We start from the raw sequence: 17,650 nt of genomic DNA, 5'->3' as shown, positions 1-17,650 counted from the left end.
GGGCGGACTGTTAGGCTCTCAGCCACATCGTCGTGTCACGGCGCACGGCGACCGGTCTGAGCGGGGCACCGTGCACGGCGCAACATGTGCAGTGGGTGTCTGCGGCTCGAGATGAGGGCGGACCGATGTTGGTGGGGCGTCTCGGGGAGTTGACCGCGCTCGACGCGCGGCTTGCGGGGCTCGGATGCTGCGTCGCCGTCCTTGGTGAGGCCGGCGTCGGCAAGACCACACTCATCCGGCGGGCAGCGAGAGCCGGAACGCGCCGTGTGTTCGAGGGCGGCGCGCTCGCGACACTGTCATGGTCCGCGTACCTGCCGCTGCGTCGCGCGCTCAACGACGTGACAGCGGTGCGCGGTGAGGGCGGCAGCGCGGCGGCGGGCGCCACGGCCCGCATGTGGGCCGGGGATCCCGAGTTCGTCGCGGCCGCACTCGAGGAACGCATCGGAGACGGGCTCCTCGTTATCGACGACCTGCAGTGGGCGGATGCGGGCACTCGCGCGGTGATCCGCATTCTCGTGGGCCGCGTTCCGATTGTGAGCGCCGTTCGCCGCGGCGATCCTGGTGCAGAAGCCGCACTGGCGTTGCTTGCGGACGCCGGGTTCGAGACCATCGACCTGGAGCCGCTCGACGCCGAGCACGCGCAACAGCTCGCTCGCCGCGTCGGAGCGGAGCTGGACGAGAACGCCATCCGCAGCATTGCCCATCGCTCGGGCGGCAACCCACTCCTGATCGAAGAGCTCGCCGCGGGCGACAGCAACGTGCAGAGCCTGCGTCTTTCGGTGGCCGCCCGCATCCGGGCGTTGCCTGCAGAAGCCGTCACAGGATTGGAGTTGCTCTCGCTGGCCGGCAGACCGTTGCCGGAGCATGAGTTGCCGGGTGCCGAGGCGCTCCGCGCGGCCGGGCTGAGCATTGCGGACACCGATGGCGTCACCATGCGGCACACGCTGATTGCAGAAGTGGTCGTCGATGACCTGGAGAAATCGCGCGAGATCGAACTCCATCGGATGCTCGCGGCGTTTCTGAATCACCCGGGCGATGCCGCGCGTCACCACCTCCTTGCCGGTGACTTCGCGGCGGGATACGCCGCCGCAATTCTCGCGGTCGAATCTGCGCCGACACCCGGTGAGCGTTCTGCCCATTTGATCACCGCAGCCTCGTGCGCACCGGCCGCAGGGGAGCCGGAGCTGAGATTGCGGGCAGCGGGTGCGGCGGCAGAAGCGGCGGAGTTCGGCGATCTTGATGAGATTCTCGCAGGGTTGCCTGACACTGATGAAATACAGGTCAAGGTCGCCCTCATCCGAGCTCGTGCGGCAGCCGAAGCAGGCGATTACGACAGCTGGTCGACGTTGGTCGATCGGGGTCTGGAGCGGTGCGCATCCGGAAAGCTCGGAACGTCGGGCTCGCTCGGCCGGAACGCTGCAGCGGAGATTGCTGCGGCGGAAGTCGCACTGCTGGCCGAACGCGCCAAGGTGGTGCTACTCGCGCAGCAGGATTTCGAAACGGCCCTCGATCTGGCCAGAATGGCGGTGCAGCGGGCGGACCGGCTGGGCGTGTACCGGGGTCGCGCGTATTACATTCTGGGGACCATCCAGTACTACATCGGCGACGGCAGATGGGAGGAGAATCTCGGCCGGTCCCTCGAGTTTGCACGAGCCGAGAACGATCTCGGCATCGAATTCGTTACGGCGAACAATCTCGTCGTCTGCCATGAGAGTGCGGGGAGTCCCGTTACCGGTGCCCGGATCGCCGAGCAGATGATGGCCAGAGCGGACGACCTCCAGCTGCTGCGCTGGCGCAGGCACTTCTGGTCTGCCCGGCTGAATCTGGCCATGCATGCCGGAGACTATCGACTCGTCGTCGAGTCCGCTCCGCAACTGCTGGCCGGATCGGTGATGCGCCGCACCCGCGAAGAGGTCAGTTCGGCGTGGGCACTGTGCCTGCTGAATCTGGGTCAGCTCGACGAAGGTTTGGCCCTGGGCGAAGAAGCGCTGACCGAATCCACGCTTCATCGTTCGAATCTGTATCACCTTCGAGTGGTCGCGGCCGAACTGGCGGGTCGACCAGAGGACGCCCTGGCTGAGCTGCCCGCATTTCTGGACTGTGTCGAAAACCCGCACCGCATCGCGCTGGCAGCTCCCGTGTTCCAGTGGTCGGCACTGCAAGCAGGCATGCCGGCCGTGAAGCTACCCGATTTGACCGAGGCCTTCGAACTGACCATGCTGCACGCTGTCCCAGAGGAGCTCGCCGGCATCGACTGCTTGCGAGCAAGCGACGCGCAGGCTGCCGCCGCGCACTTCCAGCGCGCGGCTGAACTCTGGCAGCCGTACCACCGCCAGGGTGAGGTGCGCTGCCGCTGGGCCAGTGGACGGGCGCTTGCAGACTCGGGTTCCGAACAGGAAGCGGTCGCAGAGTTCCTCGACGTCGAGCAGCTGGCGCGGCGGCACGAGATGGCTCCGATGCTCGCACGGATCGAGAAGGCCCTTCGCACACTCGGTGTTCAACGCTCGGCCCCGAGGGGCACCGATCGCGCCGGCGAATTGACACCGCGGGAACGGCAGGTGCTCGACCTGATCGGGCGAGGACTTTCCGACACGACGATAGCCGTGCGGTTGGGTGTCTCGGCGCGCACCGTCGAATCGCACGTGCTGTCCGCACGGCGCAAATTGGGTGCGGCCAATCGGCTGCAGGCGGTCGCACTTGCACAGGCGCAGGACGCGCCATGATTCAATCCGTGGTCGTAGAGGGCTCCGACACGCAATTCAAGCAGACGATCGGCGACGTGCGCGCGATCGGCTGGAGTGTCCATCCGGGCTGGGGCCTGCCCGGAACGTCGGGCGCGACCGCGTTGGCCGGCGCCGTCGCGAACCGTCTCGACGCGACCTTGGCCGTGACCGCAGGTCTCACCGGCGTCAATCTGATTGTGCACGGGCTTGCCGCTCGCAGCATCCTGGACTCGCTCTGCGAGGATCTGCGTCATCTGGGCCGGCTCAATCATCGCATTGGTGAAGCGGCCCCCGTGCTGACCGATGAAGACCGGCAGCTGTTACGGCTGCTCGCCGACGGGGTCACGATTGCAGGCACCGCACAGAAGCTGCACCTCTCGCGCCGATCTGTCGATCGCCGGATCGCGGCCCTTCGCGAACAATTCGCAGCGACAAGCGTCAGCAGTCTGCTCCTGGCGTATCGGGCCCGGCTGGCCGCCGTCGCCGGTGTGCGTGACGCCTGATCTGTGCCGCTGCGCTACCCGCCGAACCCGGGCCCGCCCAACAGTGCCTGCGCGATCGCGAAGATCGCCAACCCGGCCAGCGAACCCACGACGGTGCCGTTGATGCGGATGAACTGCAGATCCCGACCGACCTGCAACTCGATTTTCTCCGTCGTTTCAGCCGGGTCCCAGCGTTTGACCGTGTCGGTGATGATGCCGACGATGTCGTGACGATACGTCGAGACCAGATGGCTTGCAGCATCCGTCGCCCACGCGTTCACTTTCGCGCCGAGCGCGGCATCGGTTGCGAGCCGGCCGCCGACATCCGTCAGAGCGGATGCGATGCCTCGCCGCAGTGCGCTCGTCTCGTCCGCCAGCGATTCGAGCAGCGCTGAGCGAGCCGCCTCCCACACACTGCCGGCCAGTTCGCGCACGCGCGGATCGTCGAACGCCCGGTTCTTCGCGGCCTCGAGTTTCGCGATCGTCGCCGGATCGTTCTGCAGGCGTTCGGTCAGCGTCGTCAGATAACCGTCGATCGCCTGGCGCAACTTGTGGTTCGGGTTGGTGCGCACGTCGCGCACGAACCGTTGGGCCTCGTGATAAACGGTGTCGTCGACGAAGCGGTTGACGATGCTGGGCACCCAGGAAGGCAGGCGGGCGGAGGCGAGCGCGCCGAACGCATCCGGATTCTCGTTCACCCAGGTGTCGAGCCGGTCGAAGACGAGGTCCACCGCCTCGCGGTGCCCACCGGATGCGATCACCTTCTCCCCGAGGCGACCGAGCGGCGGCCCCCAAAGCGGGTCGAGCAGGTGCCGATGCACGATCGATTCGATCAGGGTCTTCATGTCGTCGTCGTCGAGCATGGTCGCGACGCCGCGCAGGGCAGTGGAGGCTTCCGCCGTGACGCGGCGCGCGTTGTGCGGCTGGGCGAGCCAGCTGCCGAGCCCGGTGGCGACGTCGATGGATTCGAGTTTGCCGCGCACCACGCTCTCGGAAAGAAAGTTGGTCTCGACGAACTCGCCGAGGCTCTCGCCGATCTCGTCCTTGCGGTTGGGGATGATCGCTGTGTGCGGAATCCTCAACCCGAACGGATGCCGGAACAGCGCGGTCACCGCGAACCAGTCGGCGAGTGCACCGACCATGCCGCCCTCGGCGGCGGACCGCACATATTGCAGCCACGGGTACTGCTGTTGGAACGCGAATGCGACGGCGAAAACGGCGGTGAGCCCGATCAGCAGGCCGAGCGCGATGGCTTTCATGCGTCGCAGCGCGGACCGGCGCGCGGCGTCCGCGGGGGAGAGCACGGCGGTTTCGCGAAGCAGGGTGGTCACGAATACTCCTTTTCTCTGCACCCGATTGTGCCAGGCGCGGTACAGCACCGGTGGTCGAGTAGCGCACGAGCGTAGCGAGTACGCGTATCGAGACCCCACACCCGTCACGAGGTCTCGATAAACTCGCCCTTCGGCAAGCTCAGGGACAGGCGCTCACCACTCGACCACCGGGGTGCGGTACCTGCGCACGGTGTGGTAGCGAGCACTGGGTCGGCGTGATATAGTAAGCGCACTTATTAGATAGGGGACAATAATGTGGACCACCAGTCAGGAAGCAACAACAACCGCTAGCCCGGATGCCGTTTGGGCGGCGCTGCAAGCATTGCACTCGGGGACGGCGCTCGGCCCGAACTCCGACCTGTTCGAACTGCACGGTCCGTTCCAAGTGGGGACACGATTGACCGTCACCCCTCAGGGCCAGGAGCCGATGAAATCAGTCATTACAGAGCTGGAACGCAGTGGCGTGTACGCGGATCAAACCGTGTTCGGTGCGCTGACGCTGACCTTCCGTCACAGGCTGAACCCCACGCGGGCGGGCGGCACCACGGTCACGCATGTGCTCGAGATCACCGGGGTCGGCGCCGATGAGGTTGGCTCCGAGCTGGGTCCGCAAATCAGCGGGGATTTCCCTGTTGCGATGAGCGAACTGCTCGCAGCCGCGGAGCGAGGCGTGCATGTCTGACGGCTCTCTGGGTACCCGATTCAGGTCGGCGGACGAGAGCCCGGGCCTGGCTCTGTGGCACGTGACCAACCGCTGGCAGGCGGCGATGCGAGCGACGCTCGCACCGCATGGCCTCACACACGTGCAGTACGTGTTGTTAGCGTGCCTGGTCTGGCTGCACGACGCGGAGCCGGATCGGCAACTTACCCAAGCCGACCTGGCAGAGTTCGCCGGCACGGACGTGATGATGACCTCCCAAGTTCTTCGCACACTCGAAACAAAGGGCCTCATCAGCCGGGCACACCACCCCACAGACGGCCGAGCACGTGTTCTGCTCCCGACGGCATCCGGCATCGCGATAGCTCGGCATGCAACCCACGACGTTGAAGACGCCGACGCCGTCTTCTTCGCTCCAGTGGAGGACATGAGGGCCTTCGCGGCCGAACTCACCCATCTCGCGCGACAGTGACGAATGTGCCATGCGATAGCGTGAGTCGCGTGGATCGACGCCAACTGCTCACCGCGATAGCGGGGTCGGTCGTCGTTTCGTTGGCCGGGTGTGCCGCGCAACCGGCGCGAGAGTATGTGGACCCCACGCTGCCGGCGCCTGGTCGCCCGGTGCCGAAATCGCCCGCGCCTCCCATGCTGGTGGAAGGTGCTGTGCGTGCAACTGCGCCCCTCATCGTCAAGCACCGGATTCCGGGAGGTACGATCACAGCATTGCCGGGAACGGGCGCGTTGATGGCATGGACCGTCGACGACGGCGCAGACAGCGACGTCGTCGCGGCGTATGCGAAGTTCGCCGCGGACAGCGGCATCCGGTTGACCTTCTTCCTCAACGGCAAGTACGACTCCTGGACGGCGAATGCGCCGGCACTGCGACCGCTGGTTGAAAGCGGCCAGGTGCAGTTGGGTAACCATACCTTCGATCACGCCGATCTGACGTCGCTGAGCGACTCCGGCATCGTCGACCAGTTGACCCGCAATTCGACGTTCATCAAGAACACCTACGGTGTGCATGCGGCGCCGTTCTATCGCCCTCCGTACGGCTACTACAACGCACGGGTCGGCCGGGTGGCGTCGAGCATCGGCTACATCGCGCCAGTCATGTGGTACGGATCACTGTCGGACTCCGGGCTGATCACGCAGGACCAGGTGGTGTCGTTCGCACAGCAATGGTTCCTGCCGCAGCACATCGTCATCGGGCATGCGAACTTTCCGCCGGTGACGCACGTGTACCCGCAATTGCTCGACATTCTGCATGAACGCAAGCTGCACACTGTCACCCTGCGGGACGTGTTTTCTAGCTGAGGCATTGGTGAGCTATATGGCTGCCTGCCGGAGCTGACGGCGGATGCGATTCTCACTACGAGGATTCGCGCTGCTCCCGATAGAACACGTCCAAGCAACCTGGCGCGATCTGCTCCAGCCAGTGCATCTCGTTCGGCGTATTGTTCGGGTTGCCGAGGCGGTAGTCGATCGCCTGCTGCAATCCATCGCGGGCGTCGGCTCCGCATGCTTGAAGGAACGCGTTGATGAACAGCGCTCGAAACGGCTCGATCTGCTCTGCGACGCTCGACTCGACGTCGAGGTCCGCGCCGAGGGTCACAATGGCTGTGATCGCGGTGTCGACACTCGCCCTCCCCGCACTAGCCTCGGTCCAGTCGATCACTACTGGACCGCACTCGCTGACGATCACATTCCGCGGATGCAGGTCGCGGTGAATGATGACGGTTCTCTCTGTGCCAACGCTTGCACCCTCTGCGCCTTCGGTTAGCCACGCCGGCGCTGGCAGCCGGTGCAGCCGCTCGTGCAGTTCGCCCAGGAGCCGACCGTACCGCCTGAATTGATCCGGGTGGTCCAGCAACTCGTCGAAAAGGGTCCTGCCGTGGATGCGTTCGATGACCATGTCGGTGCCATGGGCATGAAACACCTGCGGAACGGGATATCCGTGCACGCGAAGGTGCTGCATAGTGCGCGCCTCGCGCGCCACGTCCAGATTTGTGCGGTAGCGCCGCAACACGCGCCCGGCACCAAGGTCGAACACGTCGCTGGCCCGCCCACGTGCGATCAGCTCCACGACGTGAGCCTAGCGGGTCACGTCAACCAACCGCAGGATGGGCAACGTCTTCGCACCGTTCGAGATCGCAGACGGGCCGACGCCGAGCCGGGCGAACTCGCTCGAATTGAAAGAGGTGGATCCGCCCGACACCCGCACCGCGCCGGTCAAATGGCACGGACCGCTGCTGAGCGTAGCAGAATGCTACACTACTGTCATGAAGACGATGCCAACCCGCATTGACGGAGAACTCTTCGCGGCCGCGAAGGTTGCCGGTGACGTTCAGAGCCGCAGCGCAGCGCAGCAACTGGATCACTGGGCCCGAATCGGTCGCGAGTTGGAAGCGTCTCCGATGATCACTCACGGCGCGATCGACAAAGTGCTCACGGGACGGGCACCGTATGACGCCCTTTCTGATGAGGCGCAGGCCGTGGTTCGCGCGGCCTGGAATGAGCAGATCTCAGCGAAGATCACCGAGCTGGACTTCGAGGAGCGTCTGCAAGAATCGGGCCGCCCCTGGGCGGAAGCTGACTCCGATGGTCACACCGTCATTCGTGACGCCGGAACCGCCCGGGCGTGACCTCGCCCGTTCTCCATGTGCTTGCCGGGCCCAACGGAGCCGGCAAGTCTACGTTCGTGCAGGCTGTATTGCAGCCCATTACGCACTTGCGGTTCATCAACGCAGACGAGATTGCAGCGCAGCAGTGGCCCGGCGAGGAGTCCGAGCATGCTTACGAAGCCTCAACTGCCGCGGCTGCCGCTCGTGACGACACAATAAGCCATCGACATTCGTTCATTACCGAGACCGTTTTCAGCCATCCGAGCAAGATCGCTTTGATCAAGCAAGGGATTTCCGCCGGTTACATCGTCACACTGCACGTGATGCTCGTTCCCGAGGATGTGGCCGTGCTGCGAGTCGCGTATCGAGTTGCGCTCGGCGGACATACCGTGCCAGAAACAAAGGTGCGGGAACGTTATCGTCGGCTGTGGAGCCTGGTTGCGGTAGCGCGCGACCTCGCTGACCGCTCAATCTTCTACGACAACAGCCGTGCGTCTACACCGTTCGTGCCAATCGCCAGCTATGACAACGGCCGTCTCGTGGGGGACTCGGCATGGCCTGTCTGGACGCCCGCCGAAATCGTCGAACCCCGGTAGCCGATTCACCTGGCGCACATTCGGCACCGTGCCCATTCGGCACCACGGCCGTTCGGTACTGCCGCTGGCTCAGTCCTCGATCGGACCAAGCCAGGCGTTGGCAACGGTGGAGTGCGCCGACTCGTCGTCCGACGGGTGGAAGATGCCGGCGAGAACGTCGCGGTAGAGTCGGCCGAGCTCGCTCGAGTTGAAATAGGTGGACCCGCCCGACACCCGCACGGCGTCATCGACGACGACGCGCGCCGTCTCGGTCGCCCGCACCTTCAGGCCTGAGAGCTTCGCGAACCACTGCGCGCCATGGTTGACGAGGTTGTCCACATCCGCTGCAAGACCGTCGACCTGTGGGCGGATGCCGTCCTGCGCGATCGCAGCGCTCGCGATCCGCCAGCGAATGTCCGGGTCCTGTGCATACGTCTTGCCGTCGTTCTTCATCGACGTGCGCCGGTGAACGGCCTCAACAGCCAGCTGCAGCGCGCGCTCGCCGATCCCGGTATATACGGACGCCAGAAGGATCTCGAACGCGGCGAAGATGGCGAAGATCAACGAGTCGGCGTTCGGGCCCGGGTTCAACCGACGCACGACGCGGTCGGCGCCGGCGTGTGCCCCGTTCAACACCGTCGTGTTCGACTGGCTGGCCCGCATGCCGAGCGTGTTCCAGTCGTCTTTGATCTCGAAACCGCCGTTCTCGCGGTTAATGAAACCGTAGACGATCTTGGGCGCATCGGCGCTGGTGGTGTCCAGCCCCATTGTGCCCAGGCGCGTCCACGCAGGCGAGAGCGACGTGAAGATCTTGGTGCCGAAGAAGCGGTAGCCGCCATCGCCATCCGGTTGGGCATCGGTGCGGGAGCCGAACAGCACGAGGTCATTGCCGCCCTCGCTTAATCCGAATGCGAATACCTCGCCTGCGGCGGCCTCGCGCAGCACGAAGTCGAGGCTGTCGTCGCCGCGATCGCGCAGAATTTTCGCGACACCCGTCCAGACGTGGTGCATGTTGATCGCCAACGCCGTTGCCGGGGCAGCGGATGCGAGCCGCGCCTGTTCGCGCGCAACCTGTTGCAGGCTCAGGCCGAGCCCACCATATTCGGCGGGTACGAATGCCTTCAGGTAGCCTGCTTTGACGAGCTCGTCGAAATCCTCGGTGAAGAAGGCGTTTTCCCGGTCATAACCGGCGGCCCGGGACCGGATGCGCTCGAGGAGCTCCTCGCTGAGGAGGGGGCCGCCAGGGTTCGCTGTCGTGTTCTCGGTCACGCTCCTCAGCTTAGAATGGCCTGCGGCATTCGGCCATTGCCCGGCAACGTGCGCAGCCCCTGGCAACATGCGCAGCCCTGGCGACTAGCGCATTATTGAGCCGGCCGCGTCCCTGAATACAACTGTGGGTTTATCCCTCCGGCGGTGGCGTTTGCGACTTTGCTCGCTTGGCACGCCCCGCCAAACGGATGCCGCCCCACACGATTCCGCCAACCAGAGCGATGAGCACCAGCCAGGGGAGCACCACGCCGAGGAAGACCAGGAATCCGGCGGCCGCCACCACAAGGGCGTTCCAGCCCGCTGCCAACCCGCTGAAAAAGTTGTCCGGGCCGGCGGCCGCGACAGTGCCTGGAGCGTGCAGATCCAGTGTGATCGTTGCGAGCGACACCTGATCTTTCAGGTAGTTCTGCTGCGAGATCAGGCTGTCGAGGTCCGCCTGTCGCTGGGTCAGGCTCGACTCGATCGAGATCAGGTCAGCGGTGCTGGTGGCCTTGCTCATCAACTCCAGCAAGCGGTTGACCGAAGTCTGCAGCGCCGTGATGCGCGCATTGACGTCTTTGACCTGCGTGGTGACGTCTTCGGCGCTCGTGGTCACGGAATTGACCGTGCCGAGCTTCTTCAGCTCGGTCAGCGTCGCATCGAGCTTCGCGGACGGAATCCGCAGCGTCATCGTCGCACTCGCACGCTGATCGGAGGTGCCCGGCTGCTCGGTCATCGCGTCGACCCTGCCGCCGGCTGCATCGACGATCTGCGTGGCGGCGTTCGCCGCGCTCACCGGCGCCTTAACGGTCAGCGACAGGGTTCCCGTCGTAATGACTGACCGGTTCTGCGTCTGCGCATCGAGCGCATTCGAATCGGATTTCGCGCCGTTCGCCGCCTCGTTCGCGCTGCCCTTCTGCGGTGCGACAGGGGCGACGCCGCCCTGCGGGGCGCCGTTTTGCAGGGTGCCGGCCGATCCTGAGGAGCTGCCGCCGGTGCATCCGCTCAGCGAAAGCGCACCCAGCAGCACAATGCCGACGGCGATCGCCACACCACCTCGTGCCCGTCTCATGCCACCACCATAGAGCGCTTGCCCGTCGCACGCCCAAGCCCCCGGTCACGATCGGGTCTCAACTGATGCGTATGGTAGTGGCATGCACAAACGAACACTGGGACGAACCGGTCGCGAAGTATCCGTGATCGGGTTGGGCACTTGGCAGCTGGGAGCAGACTGGGGCAACGTGTCCGAGAGCGACGCGCTCGCGGTGCTCGAAGCATCCGCTTCTGCCGGCGTGACCTTCTTCGACACAGCGGATGTCTACGGTGACGGCCGCAGCGAAACACTGATCGGGCGCTTCCTCGCCGCCAATCCGGATCTCGGCATCACCGTCGCGACCAAGATGGGCCGCCGTGAGGCACAGGACCCGGCGAACTTCACGCTTGCGAAGTTCCGCGCTTGGACCGACCGCTCACGCTCGAACCTGCGGATGGACACGCTGCCGCTGGTGCAGTTGCACTGCCCGCCGACGCCGGTGTACTCGAGCGACGCGGTGTACGACGCCCTCGACACGTTGGTTGCAGACGGTGCGATCGCCAACTACGGTGTCAGCGTCGAGACCTGCGACGAGGCACTGACTGCGATCGCGCGACCGGGTGTTGCGAGCGTGCAGATCATCCTGAACGCGTTCCGGCTGAAGCCTCTGGATGCCGTTCTGCCGGCCGCCCAGGCCGCCGGCGTCGGCATCATTGCGCGCGTTCCGCTCGCCTCAGGGCTGCTTTCCGGGCGATACACCCATGACACCGCGTTCGCGGCGAACGACCATCGCGCGTTCAACCGGCACGGTGAGGCGTTCGACGTGGGCGAGACGTTCTCCGGCGTGGACTACGACACAGGTGTCGCTGCCGCGCAGGAGTTCTCCGCAGCGGTGGCCCGCGTGCGCGAGCAACAGGGCGTCGAGTGCGCTGACAAGCTCACACCGGCGAAGGCAGCCCTCGCCTGGGTCGCGCAGCAGGAGGGCGTCAGCGCGGTCATCCCTGGCGCCCGTTCGGTCGAGCAGGCCCGAGCGAATGCTGCTGCAGGATCGCTTGCGCCGCTCGGCGACGAGTTCGATGCTGCGGTGCGAACGATCTACGACCGGGACTTCCGGGCGGCAGTGCACCCCCGCTGGTAGCGTCGGTGGGTCTCGATACGCCTGCTCGCTGCGCTCGCGGGCTACTCGACCAACGGGCAGGTGGTCTCGATACGCCTGCTCGCTGCGCTCGCGGGCTACTCGACCAACGGGTAGGTGGTCTCGATACGCCTGCTCGCTGCGCTCGCGGGCTACTCGACCAACGGGTAGGTGGTCTCGATACGCCTGCTCGCTGCGCTCGCGGGCTACTCGACCAACGGGTAGGTGGTCTCGATAAGCCTGCTCGCTGCGCTCGCGGGCTACTCGACCAACGGGCTGGTCAACCGACGTCGTCGGGATGCGAGCCCGTGCGTTCGTCCGAATCCAGGGCGTCGATCAGTGCAAGGTCGTCCTCGTCCAGCGTGAAGTCGAATACGTCGAAGTTCTCCCGAATCCGCGCGGGCGTCACGGACTTCGGAATGACGACGTTGCCGAGCTGCAGATGCCAGCGGATGACCACCTGCGCAGCCGTCTTGCCGTACCGGGCTCCGATCGCCTCCAGCGTCGGATCGCCGATCGCTCGGCCGCGCGCCAGAGGTGACCATGCCTCGGTCAGAATGTCGTGCAGCCGATCGACGACTCGAAGCTCGCGCTGCTGCAACCACGGGTGCAGTTCGATCTGATTGATCGCCGGAACCGTCTGAGCGTGCTCCAGCAGGCGCGCAAGGTGATGCGGCTGAAAATTGGAGACGCCGATCGAGCGGGTTCGGCCATCCGCTTTCAACTGTTCCAGGGCGCGCCAGGTCTCGACGAAGAGGTCTTGTTTCGGCGCAGGCCAGTGGATCAGGTATAGGTCGACGTTCTCCAGCCCCAGGCGTTTCAGGCTGGCGTCGAACGCGTGCAGCGTGCGATCGTAACCCTGGTCGTCATTCCACACTTTGGTCGTGACGAAAATCTCCTCACGGGGCACACCGGATGCCGCGATGCCGGCCCCGACACCGCTCTCGTTGCGATACAACGCGGCCGTGTCGATGTGCCGATAGCCGGCGTCGAGCGCGACGCGCACGGCCGAGGAGGCATCGGCATCCGGAATCTTGTAGACACCGAAGCCGAGCTGAGGAATCGGCTGTCCGTCGTTGAGCGTCAGCAGGGGCGAAGCCATGGTTCCATTATCTTCGGGACCCGCGAGTGTGACCTGAGAGGAAACAATGCCGAAATTGATGATCGTGGTCGTGAGCGTGCGGCCGGGGCGAATTGGACTGCCGATCGCAGAGTGGGTACGTGAGGTCGTCACCACGGACGGTCGCTTCGAGATCGACTGGGCCGACCTCGCCGAGATCAAGCTGCCGTTCATGGATGAACCGAACCATCCGAGGCTGCATCAGTACACGCAGCAGCACACGTTCGACTGGAGTGCCCGGGTCGACGCCGCTGACGCGTTCATCTTCGTCTCGCCGGAGTACAACTACAGCTATGCACCGAGCCTGAAGAACGCGCTGGACTACCTCAACCGCGAGTGGTGGCGCAAGCCGCTCGGAACGGTCAGTTACGGCGGCATTTCGGGTGGCACGCGCGGAGTCACCGCCATCCGCCCGACCGAGGTGAATCTCGGGCTGGTGCCGACCGGGCCGAACGTCGAGATCCCGTGGGCGGCGAAGCAGATCAACGATGAGGGCGAGTTCGAGCCGCTGGAGTCGCAGGAGAAGATGCTGGCCGCACAGCTGGATGAGCTGATCCTGCTCGACACGGCACTGCGCCCGCTGCGCGCCCCGCGTCGCTGACGCTGTTCTCGCGGGGTGCTTAGCCGGTCGGCAGCGAGAACGGCTCGGTGTCGGGGATCGGGCTGGCGTCGCGGCCGCGGAGATCCGGATGCCAGCGCTTGCCGATCAGCGGCACCATGAAGCCCAAGAATGCGAGCGCACCGGCAATCCAGAATGCTCCGGCTGCCCCGTTGCCGTCGATGAGGAAACCGGCCAGGGCGCTGCCGAGGGCCGCACCGATCAGTTGACCACTTCCGACCCAGCCGTAGGCTTCAGCGGTGTCGCTGAACTTCACACTCGACGAAACGATGATGAAGATCACGGCGAGGGCCGGAGCAATGCCGACTCCAGCGATGATGAGGGTGATGGCCAGCCACCAGAAGTTCATAGAAATCGCGGCGATGGCGATGCCGACGAACACGACGAACATGCGTCGAGCGAGCGCCCAAGGGCCGACCGGCAGATGCCCGAACGCCAAGCCGCCAGCCAGCGAGCCCAGTGACCAAATCGCGAGCACGATGCCTGCCTTCGGATCGCCCTCGCCGAAGTTTGCGACCACACCCGCCTCGACCGCAGCACACGAGCCGACCAGTAAGAAGCCGACAATGGTGGCCAACAGCACGGTTGGCTTTGCCAACACAACGCCGATCCGGCGCTTGCTGCGCGGGATGCGCACACGGCCGACTTCTGGCGATGAGATGAACCAGATGCCGCCGACTACCATGACGGCCGAACACAGCAGAAGCCCGACAGTCGAGCCGATCTGTGTCGAGACGAACGTGATAATGACGGGGCCGGCGATCCAGATCAGCTCCTGCGCCGAGGCGTCCAGCGAGAACAGGGGGGTCAACTGAGTCGAATTCACCATCTTCGGATAGATGGTTCGCACGGCGGGTTGAACCGGAGGGGCGCTGAGCCCCCCGATGAGAGCGACGGCCATCGCGAATGGAATGGGCATGACGAATACGCCGAGCGCTGCGATCGCGGCGGCACAGATGACGAGTGTCGCTGATAGCACGACGCGCATCCCGAGCACCCCCATCAGGCGACTCGTCAGCGGGCCGGCGATGGCTTGGCCGATGCTGAAGGCGGCGAGCACGAGCCCGGCGGCGCCGTAGGAGTGGTGGATGCGTTCGATGTGGATGAGCAGTGCGAGCGACAGCATGCCGGAGGGGAATCGCGCTGTCAGTTGCGCGGCGATGATTCGAGCAACGCCCGGCGTTTTCAACAGGCTCGAATACGTGCTCATCAGGGCTTCAGTCTATCGGCGGCGAGCGGGTCGTCAGCACCCGCGATCCAGTGTCGGTGGTGCGTTTTAGGCTGTGTATAAGTCGGCGAACTTATTCACATCTGTGGACGACACGCCCACTACATCTAGGGTTGGCATGTGCTGCTGAACCCGCTATATAGTGGTCACACGTCGGATCGCAGGGGGTGCACATCCGCGGCGAATAGCCGGAGAATCTCGACGAATTGAGTATCAGACGCCCGTGGGCGCACCGCCTTCGGGCGGCAGGGGAGTTGCGGCTTTACGGCTGCGACGTGGAAGCCGTGACATGAATAATCGCTGCGCTCCAGGAGGGCAGCGAAGAACGAGGGAGCAACAGTGGCAATTACCGTCGTCAAGCGTAACGGCGATCGCGAGCCGTACGACGCGAACAAGATCAATCTGGCGATCGAGGATGCCTCGGTCGGTCTCGACGAGTCGATCACCTGGGTCACGCAGATCGCAAGCGAACTCGAGCTGACGCTCTTCGACGGGATCACCACCCAGCAACTCGATGAGGCCGTCATTCAGGTGGCTTTGCAGAACGTCAAAGATGACCCTGCATTCGACACCGTGGCCGCGCGCCTCCTGCTCAAGACCATCTATAAAGGTGTGCTCGGCGACTATTCAGACGCGAAGGGTTTGAAGACCCTGCACCGGGATGGCTTTCGCAGCTATGTGCAGCGCGGCGTCGATGAAGATCTGCTCGAGCCGCGATTCACGACGCTGTTCGACCTTGACCGGCTGGCCGATGTGCTCGAACCGGCCAACGACGGTCTGCTCAAATACATCGGGGTCGTCACCCTGCACAATCGCTACGGGATGCGGGCGCGCAACAACGAGCCGCTCGAGGTTCCGCAGTACTTCTGGATGCGCATCGCAATGGGGCTCTCCCTCAATGAGTCGGATCCGACCGCGGTCGCCATCCAGTTCTACGAGAAGATGTCGACACTCGACTACCTGGCTGCCGGCTCCACCCTGGTGAACGCGGGAACCAAGTATCCGCAGTTGTCCAACTGCTTCGTCATGGAAATGCAGGATGACATCGAGCACATCGCGAAGTCCGTGCGCGATGTCATGTGGCTGACAAAGGGCACAGGCGGCATCGGCCTGTCCGTGACGAAGCTGCGCTCACAGGGTTCGCCTATTCGCTCGAACAACACCACTTCGACCGGGCCGATCCCGTTCATGCACACGATCGACTCCGTGCTGCGCGCGGTCAGCCGCGGCGGCAAGAAGTTCGGTGCGCTCGCGTTCTACATGGAGAACTGGCATCTGGACTTCTCCGACTTCGTCGACCTGCGACAGAACTCCGGCGACCCTTACCGGCGCACGCGCACCGCGAACACGGCGGTGTGGATCAGTGATGAGTTCATGAAGCGCGTGCAGAACGACGAGCCGTGGTATCTGTTCGACCCGCTGGAGGTCGGCGATCTCAACGAGTTGTACGGCAAGGCGTTCAGCGAACGATATGCGCACTACGCGGCCGAAGCTGAGGCCGGCAATCTGCGCACGTTCAAGAAGGTGGCTGCCCGCGAGCAGTTCAAAGAGATTCTGATGAGCCTGCAGACTACTGCTCACCCGTGGCTGACTTGGAAGGACACGATCAACAACCGTGCGCTGAACAACAACACAGGCACGATCCACCTGTCGAACCTGTGCACCGAGATCTGCTTGCCGCAGGACCGCGAGAACGTCGCCGTGTGCAACCTGGCCTCGATCAATCTCAGCCGCCACCTGCACCAGGACGCGACCGGAGTGTGGAGCTTCGATTGGGCACAGATCGATGAGAGTGCCGCGCTGGCGGTGCGTCAGCTCGACAACCTCGTCGACATCACCCTCTCGAGCGTTCCGGAATCCGAGCATTCCAACCAGGAGAACCGAGCCATCGGCCTCGGCGTGATGGGCTTCACGGATGTCGTCGAGAAGCTCGGCTTCAGCTACGAGTCCGAGGAGGCTTACGACCTGATCGACGAGATCATGGAGCACGTCTCATACGCCGCGATTTCCACAAGCGTCGACCTGGCGGCTGAGCGTGGCGCATACAAGAACTTCGCAGGCTCGCGCTGGTCGCAGGGCCTGGTGCCGTTCGACTCGATCGCCCTCACCGAGGCCGACCGCGGCGTGCCGATCCTCGTCAACCGCACGACCCGTCTGGATTGGGATGCCCTGCGCGAGCGGGTGAAGGGCGGGGTGCGCAACGCGACGCTGATGGCGATCGCGCCCACGGCATCCATCGGCCTTGTCGCGGGCACCACGCCGGGTTTCGATCCGCAGTTCTCGCAGATCTTCAGCCGCTCCACATCGAACGGCAAGTTCCTCGAGGTCAACCGCAACCTGGTCGCAGACCTCCAGGAACTGGGGCTGTGGGAGAGAGTGCGCGAGTCGATCCTGCGCTCGCAGGGTGACATTCAGGGCATCGCGGAGATCCCCGACGAGCTGAAGGCGACCTACAAGACGAGCTTCCAGCTCTCGCCGTATTCGTTCCTCGAGGTCGCCGCGCGCGCCCAGAAGTGGATCGACCAGGCGATCAGCCGCAATATGTACCTGGAGACGCGTGACCTGGGCGACATGATGGAGATCTACTACGGCGCGTGGGAGCGCGGCGTGAAGACCACCTACTACCTGCACTCCAAGCCGCGCCACCAGGCGGAACAGTCCACGGTGCACGTCAACAAGGCCGAGGAGTTCTCCGGCGGTGCCCGCAAGGGCTTCGGTGTCGCAGCCCCGGTCGGCGCGTCCGTCGGTGCCGCTGCTGCGCCTTCCGCGCCCGCACGTCGCGGTTTCGGCGGCCTCACAAACGGGGGTGACAAATCGTGAATGAGCACGGCGTGAACGAACTCGAGTACGAGGTCCCCGTGGATCCGATGGACGAAC

16 protein-coding genes are annotated in these 17,650 nt (G+C 64.7%); 10 read left to right on the top strand and 6 right to left on the bottom strand.

All coding sequences use genetic code 11. The annotated features are described in order from the left end of the window. Window positions 1–32: 32 nt before the first annotated feature. Window positions 33–2,723, top strand: coding sequence for a helix-turn-helix transcriptional regulator (locus tag QU604_RS16610; protein WP_308465725.1), 2,691 nt, complete (start codon window positions 33–35; stop codon window positions 2,721–2,723). Next, window positions 2,720–3,226, top strand: coding sequence for a hypothetical protein (locus QU604_RS16605; RefSeq protein WP_308465724.1), 507 nt, complete (start codon window positions 2,720–2,722; stop codon window positions 3,224–3,226). The genes QU604_RS16610 and QU604_RS16605 overlap by 4 nt, the downstream gene beginning before the upstream one ends. Window positions 3,227–3,240: 14 nt before the next feature. On the opposite strand, the gene QU604_RS16600 is transcribed toward QU604_RS16605, so the two are convergent. Continuing rightward, a complete protein-coding gene (locus QU604_RS16600; protein ID WP_308468951.1) occupies window positions 3,241–4,464 on the bottom strand; it encodes a DUF445 domain-containing protein in 1,224 nt (407 codons plus the stop codon). Window positions 4,465–4,789: 325 nt separating this feature from the next. On the opposite strand from QU604_RS16600, the gene QU604_RS16595 reads away from it, so the two are divergent. Genes QU604_RS16595 through QU604_RS16585 form a run of 3 tightly spaced genes read left to right on the top strand, consistent with a single transcriptional unit; the run spans window position 4,790 to window position 6,508 of the window. Then, a complete protein-coding gene (locus tag QU604_RS16595; RefSeq protein WP_308465723.1) occupies window positions 4,790–5,218 on the top strand; it encodes an SRPBCC family protein in 429 nt (142 codons plus the stop codon). After that, window positions 5,211–5,666 carry a MarR family winged helix-turn-helix transcriptional regulator gene (locus tag QU604_RS16590; RefSeq protein ID WP_308465722.1) on the top strand — a complete coding sequence of 152 codons (456 nt, stop codon included), beginning with the start codon at window positions 5,211–5,213 and terminating at the stop codon, window positions 5,664–5,666. Before QU604_RS16595 ends, QU604_RS16590 begins: the two co-directional genes overlap by 8 nt. Window positions 5,667–5,695: 29 nt before the next feature. Continuing rightward, on the top strand, window positions 5,696–6,508 hold the full coding sequence (locus tag QU604_RS16585) for a polysaccharide deacetylase family protein (protein WP_308465721.1): 813 nt from the start codon (window positions 5,696–5,698) through the stop codon (window positions 6,506–6,508). A 55-nt stretch (window positions 6,509–6,563) separates the two neighbouring features. Here QU604_RS16585 and QU604_RS16580 read toward each other — a convergent pair whose 3' ends face one another. After that, window positions 6,564–7,277 carry a phosphotransferase gene (locus QU604_RS16580; protein WP_308465720.1) on the bottom strand — a complete coding sequence of 238 codons (714 nt, stop codon included), beginning with the start codon at window positions 7,275–7,277 and terminating at the stop codon, window positions 6,564–6,566. A 37-nt stretch (window positions 7,278–7,314) separates the two neighbouring features. Here QU604_RS16580 and QU604_RS16575 point away from each other — a divergent pair, with 37 nt between their 5' ends. Together QU604_RS16575 and QU604_RS16570 are read left to right on the top strand one after the other, a co-directional pair. Continuing rightward, window positions 7,315–7,836: a TA system antitoxin ParD family protein gene (locus tag QU604_RS16575; protein ID WP_308465719.1), complete on the top strand. Its 522-nt coding sequence runs from the start codon at window positions 7,315–7,317 to the stop codon at window positions 7,834–7,836. Next, a complete protein-coding gene (locus tag QU604_RS16570; protein WP_308465718.1) occupies window positions 7,833–8,411 on the top strand; it encodes an ATPase in 579 nt (192 codons plus the stop codon). Before QU604_RS16575 ends, QU604_RS16570 begins: the two co-directional genes overlap by 4 nt. Before the next feature lie 69 nt (window positions 8,412–8,480). Here the strand turns inward: QU604_RS16570 and QU604_RS16565 are convergent, their stop codons facing one another. Further along, on the bottom strand, window positions 8,481–9,659 hold the full coding sequence (locus tag QU604_RS16565; protein WP_308465717.1) for an acyl-CoA dehydrogenase family protein: 1,179 nt from the start codon (window positions 9,657–9,659) through the stop codon (window positions 8,481–8,483). A 130-nt stretch (window positions 9,660–9,789) separates the two neighbouring features. Then, window positions 9,790–10,710 (bottom strand): DUF4349 domain-containing protein, encoded by a 921-nt coding sequence (locus QU604_RS16560; protein ID WP_308465716.1) that lies wholly within the window; start codon window positions 10,708–10,710, stop codon window positions 9,790–9,792. A gap of 82 nt (window positions 10,711–10,792) precedes the next feature. Between QU604_RS16560 and QU604_RS16555 the strand changes: the two genes are divergently transcribed. Next, the gene (locus QU604_RS16555) at window positions 10,793–11,809 is read left to right on the top strand and encodes an aldo/keto reductase (protein WP_308465715.1); all 1,017 of its coding nucleotides are present in this window, start codon (window positions 10,793–10,795) and stop codon (window positions 11,807–11,809) included. A 277-nt stretch (window positions 11,810–12,086) separates the two neighbouring features. On the opposite strand, the gene QU604_RS16550 is transcribed toward QU604_RS16555, so the two are convergent. Then, window positions 12,087–12,908 carry an aldo/keto reductase gene (locus QU604_RS16550; protein ID WP_308465714.1) on the bottom strand — a complete coding sequence of 274 codons (822 nt, stop codon included), beginning with the start codon at window positions 12,906–12,908 and terminating at the stop codon, window positions 12,087–12,089. A gap of 46 nt (window positions 12,909–12,954) precedes the next feature. On the opposite strand from QU604_RS16550, the gene QU604_RS16545 reads away from it, so the two are divergent. Then, window positions 12,955–13,527 (top strand): NADPH-dependent FMN reductase, encoded by a 573-nt coding sequence (locus QU604_RS16545; protein WP_308465713.1) that lies wholly within the window; start codon window positions 12,955–12,957, stop codon window positions 13,525–13,527. Between the two features lie 19 nt (window positions 13,528–13,546). On the opposite strand, the gene QU604_RS16540 is transcribed toward QU604_RS16545, so the two are convergent. Then, window positions 13,547–14,755 carry an MFS transporter gene (locus QU604_RS16540; RefSeq protein WP_308465712.1) on the bottom strand — a complete coding sequence of 403 codons (1,209 nt, stop codon included), beginning with the start codon at window positions 14,753–14,755 and terminating at the stop codon, window positions 13,547–13,549. Between the two features lie 357 nt (window positions 14,756–15,112). Here QU604_RS16540 and QU604_RS16535 point away from each other — a divergent pair, with 357 nt between their 5' ends. After that, window positions 15,113–17,593 (top strand): ribonucleoside-diphosphate reductase subunit alpha, encoded by a 2,481-nt coding sequence (locus QU604_RS16535; protein ID WP_308465711.1) that lies wholly within the window; start codon window positions 15,113–15,115, stop codon window positions 17,591–17,593. Window positions 17,594–17,650 lie beyond the last annotated feature (57 nt).

It is taken from the genome of Rathayibacter sp. SW19, assembly GCF_030866825.1.
Lineage (GTDB): Bacteria > Actinomycetota > Actinomycetes > Actinomycetales > Microbacteriaceae > Rathayibacter_A > Rathayibacter_A soli.
The sequence above is the reverse complement of the archived record's forward strand: the minus strand, read 5'-3'. Positions and strand labels throughout refer to the sequence as shown.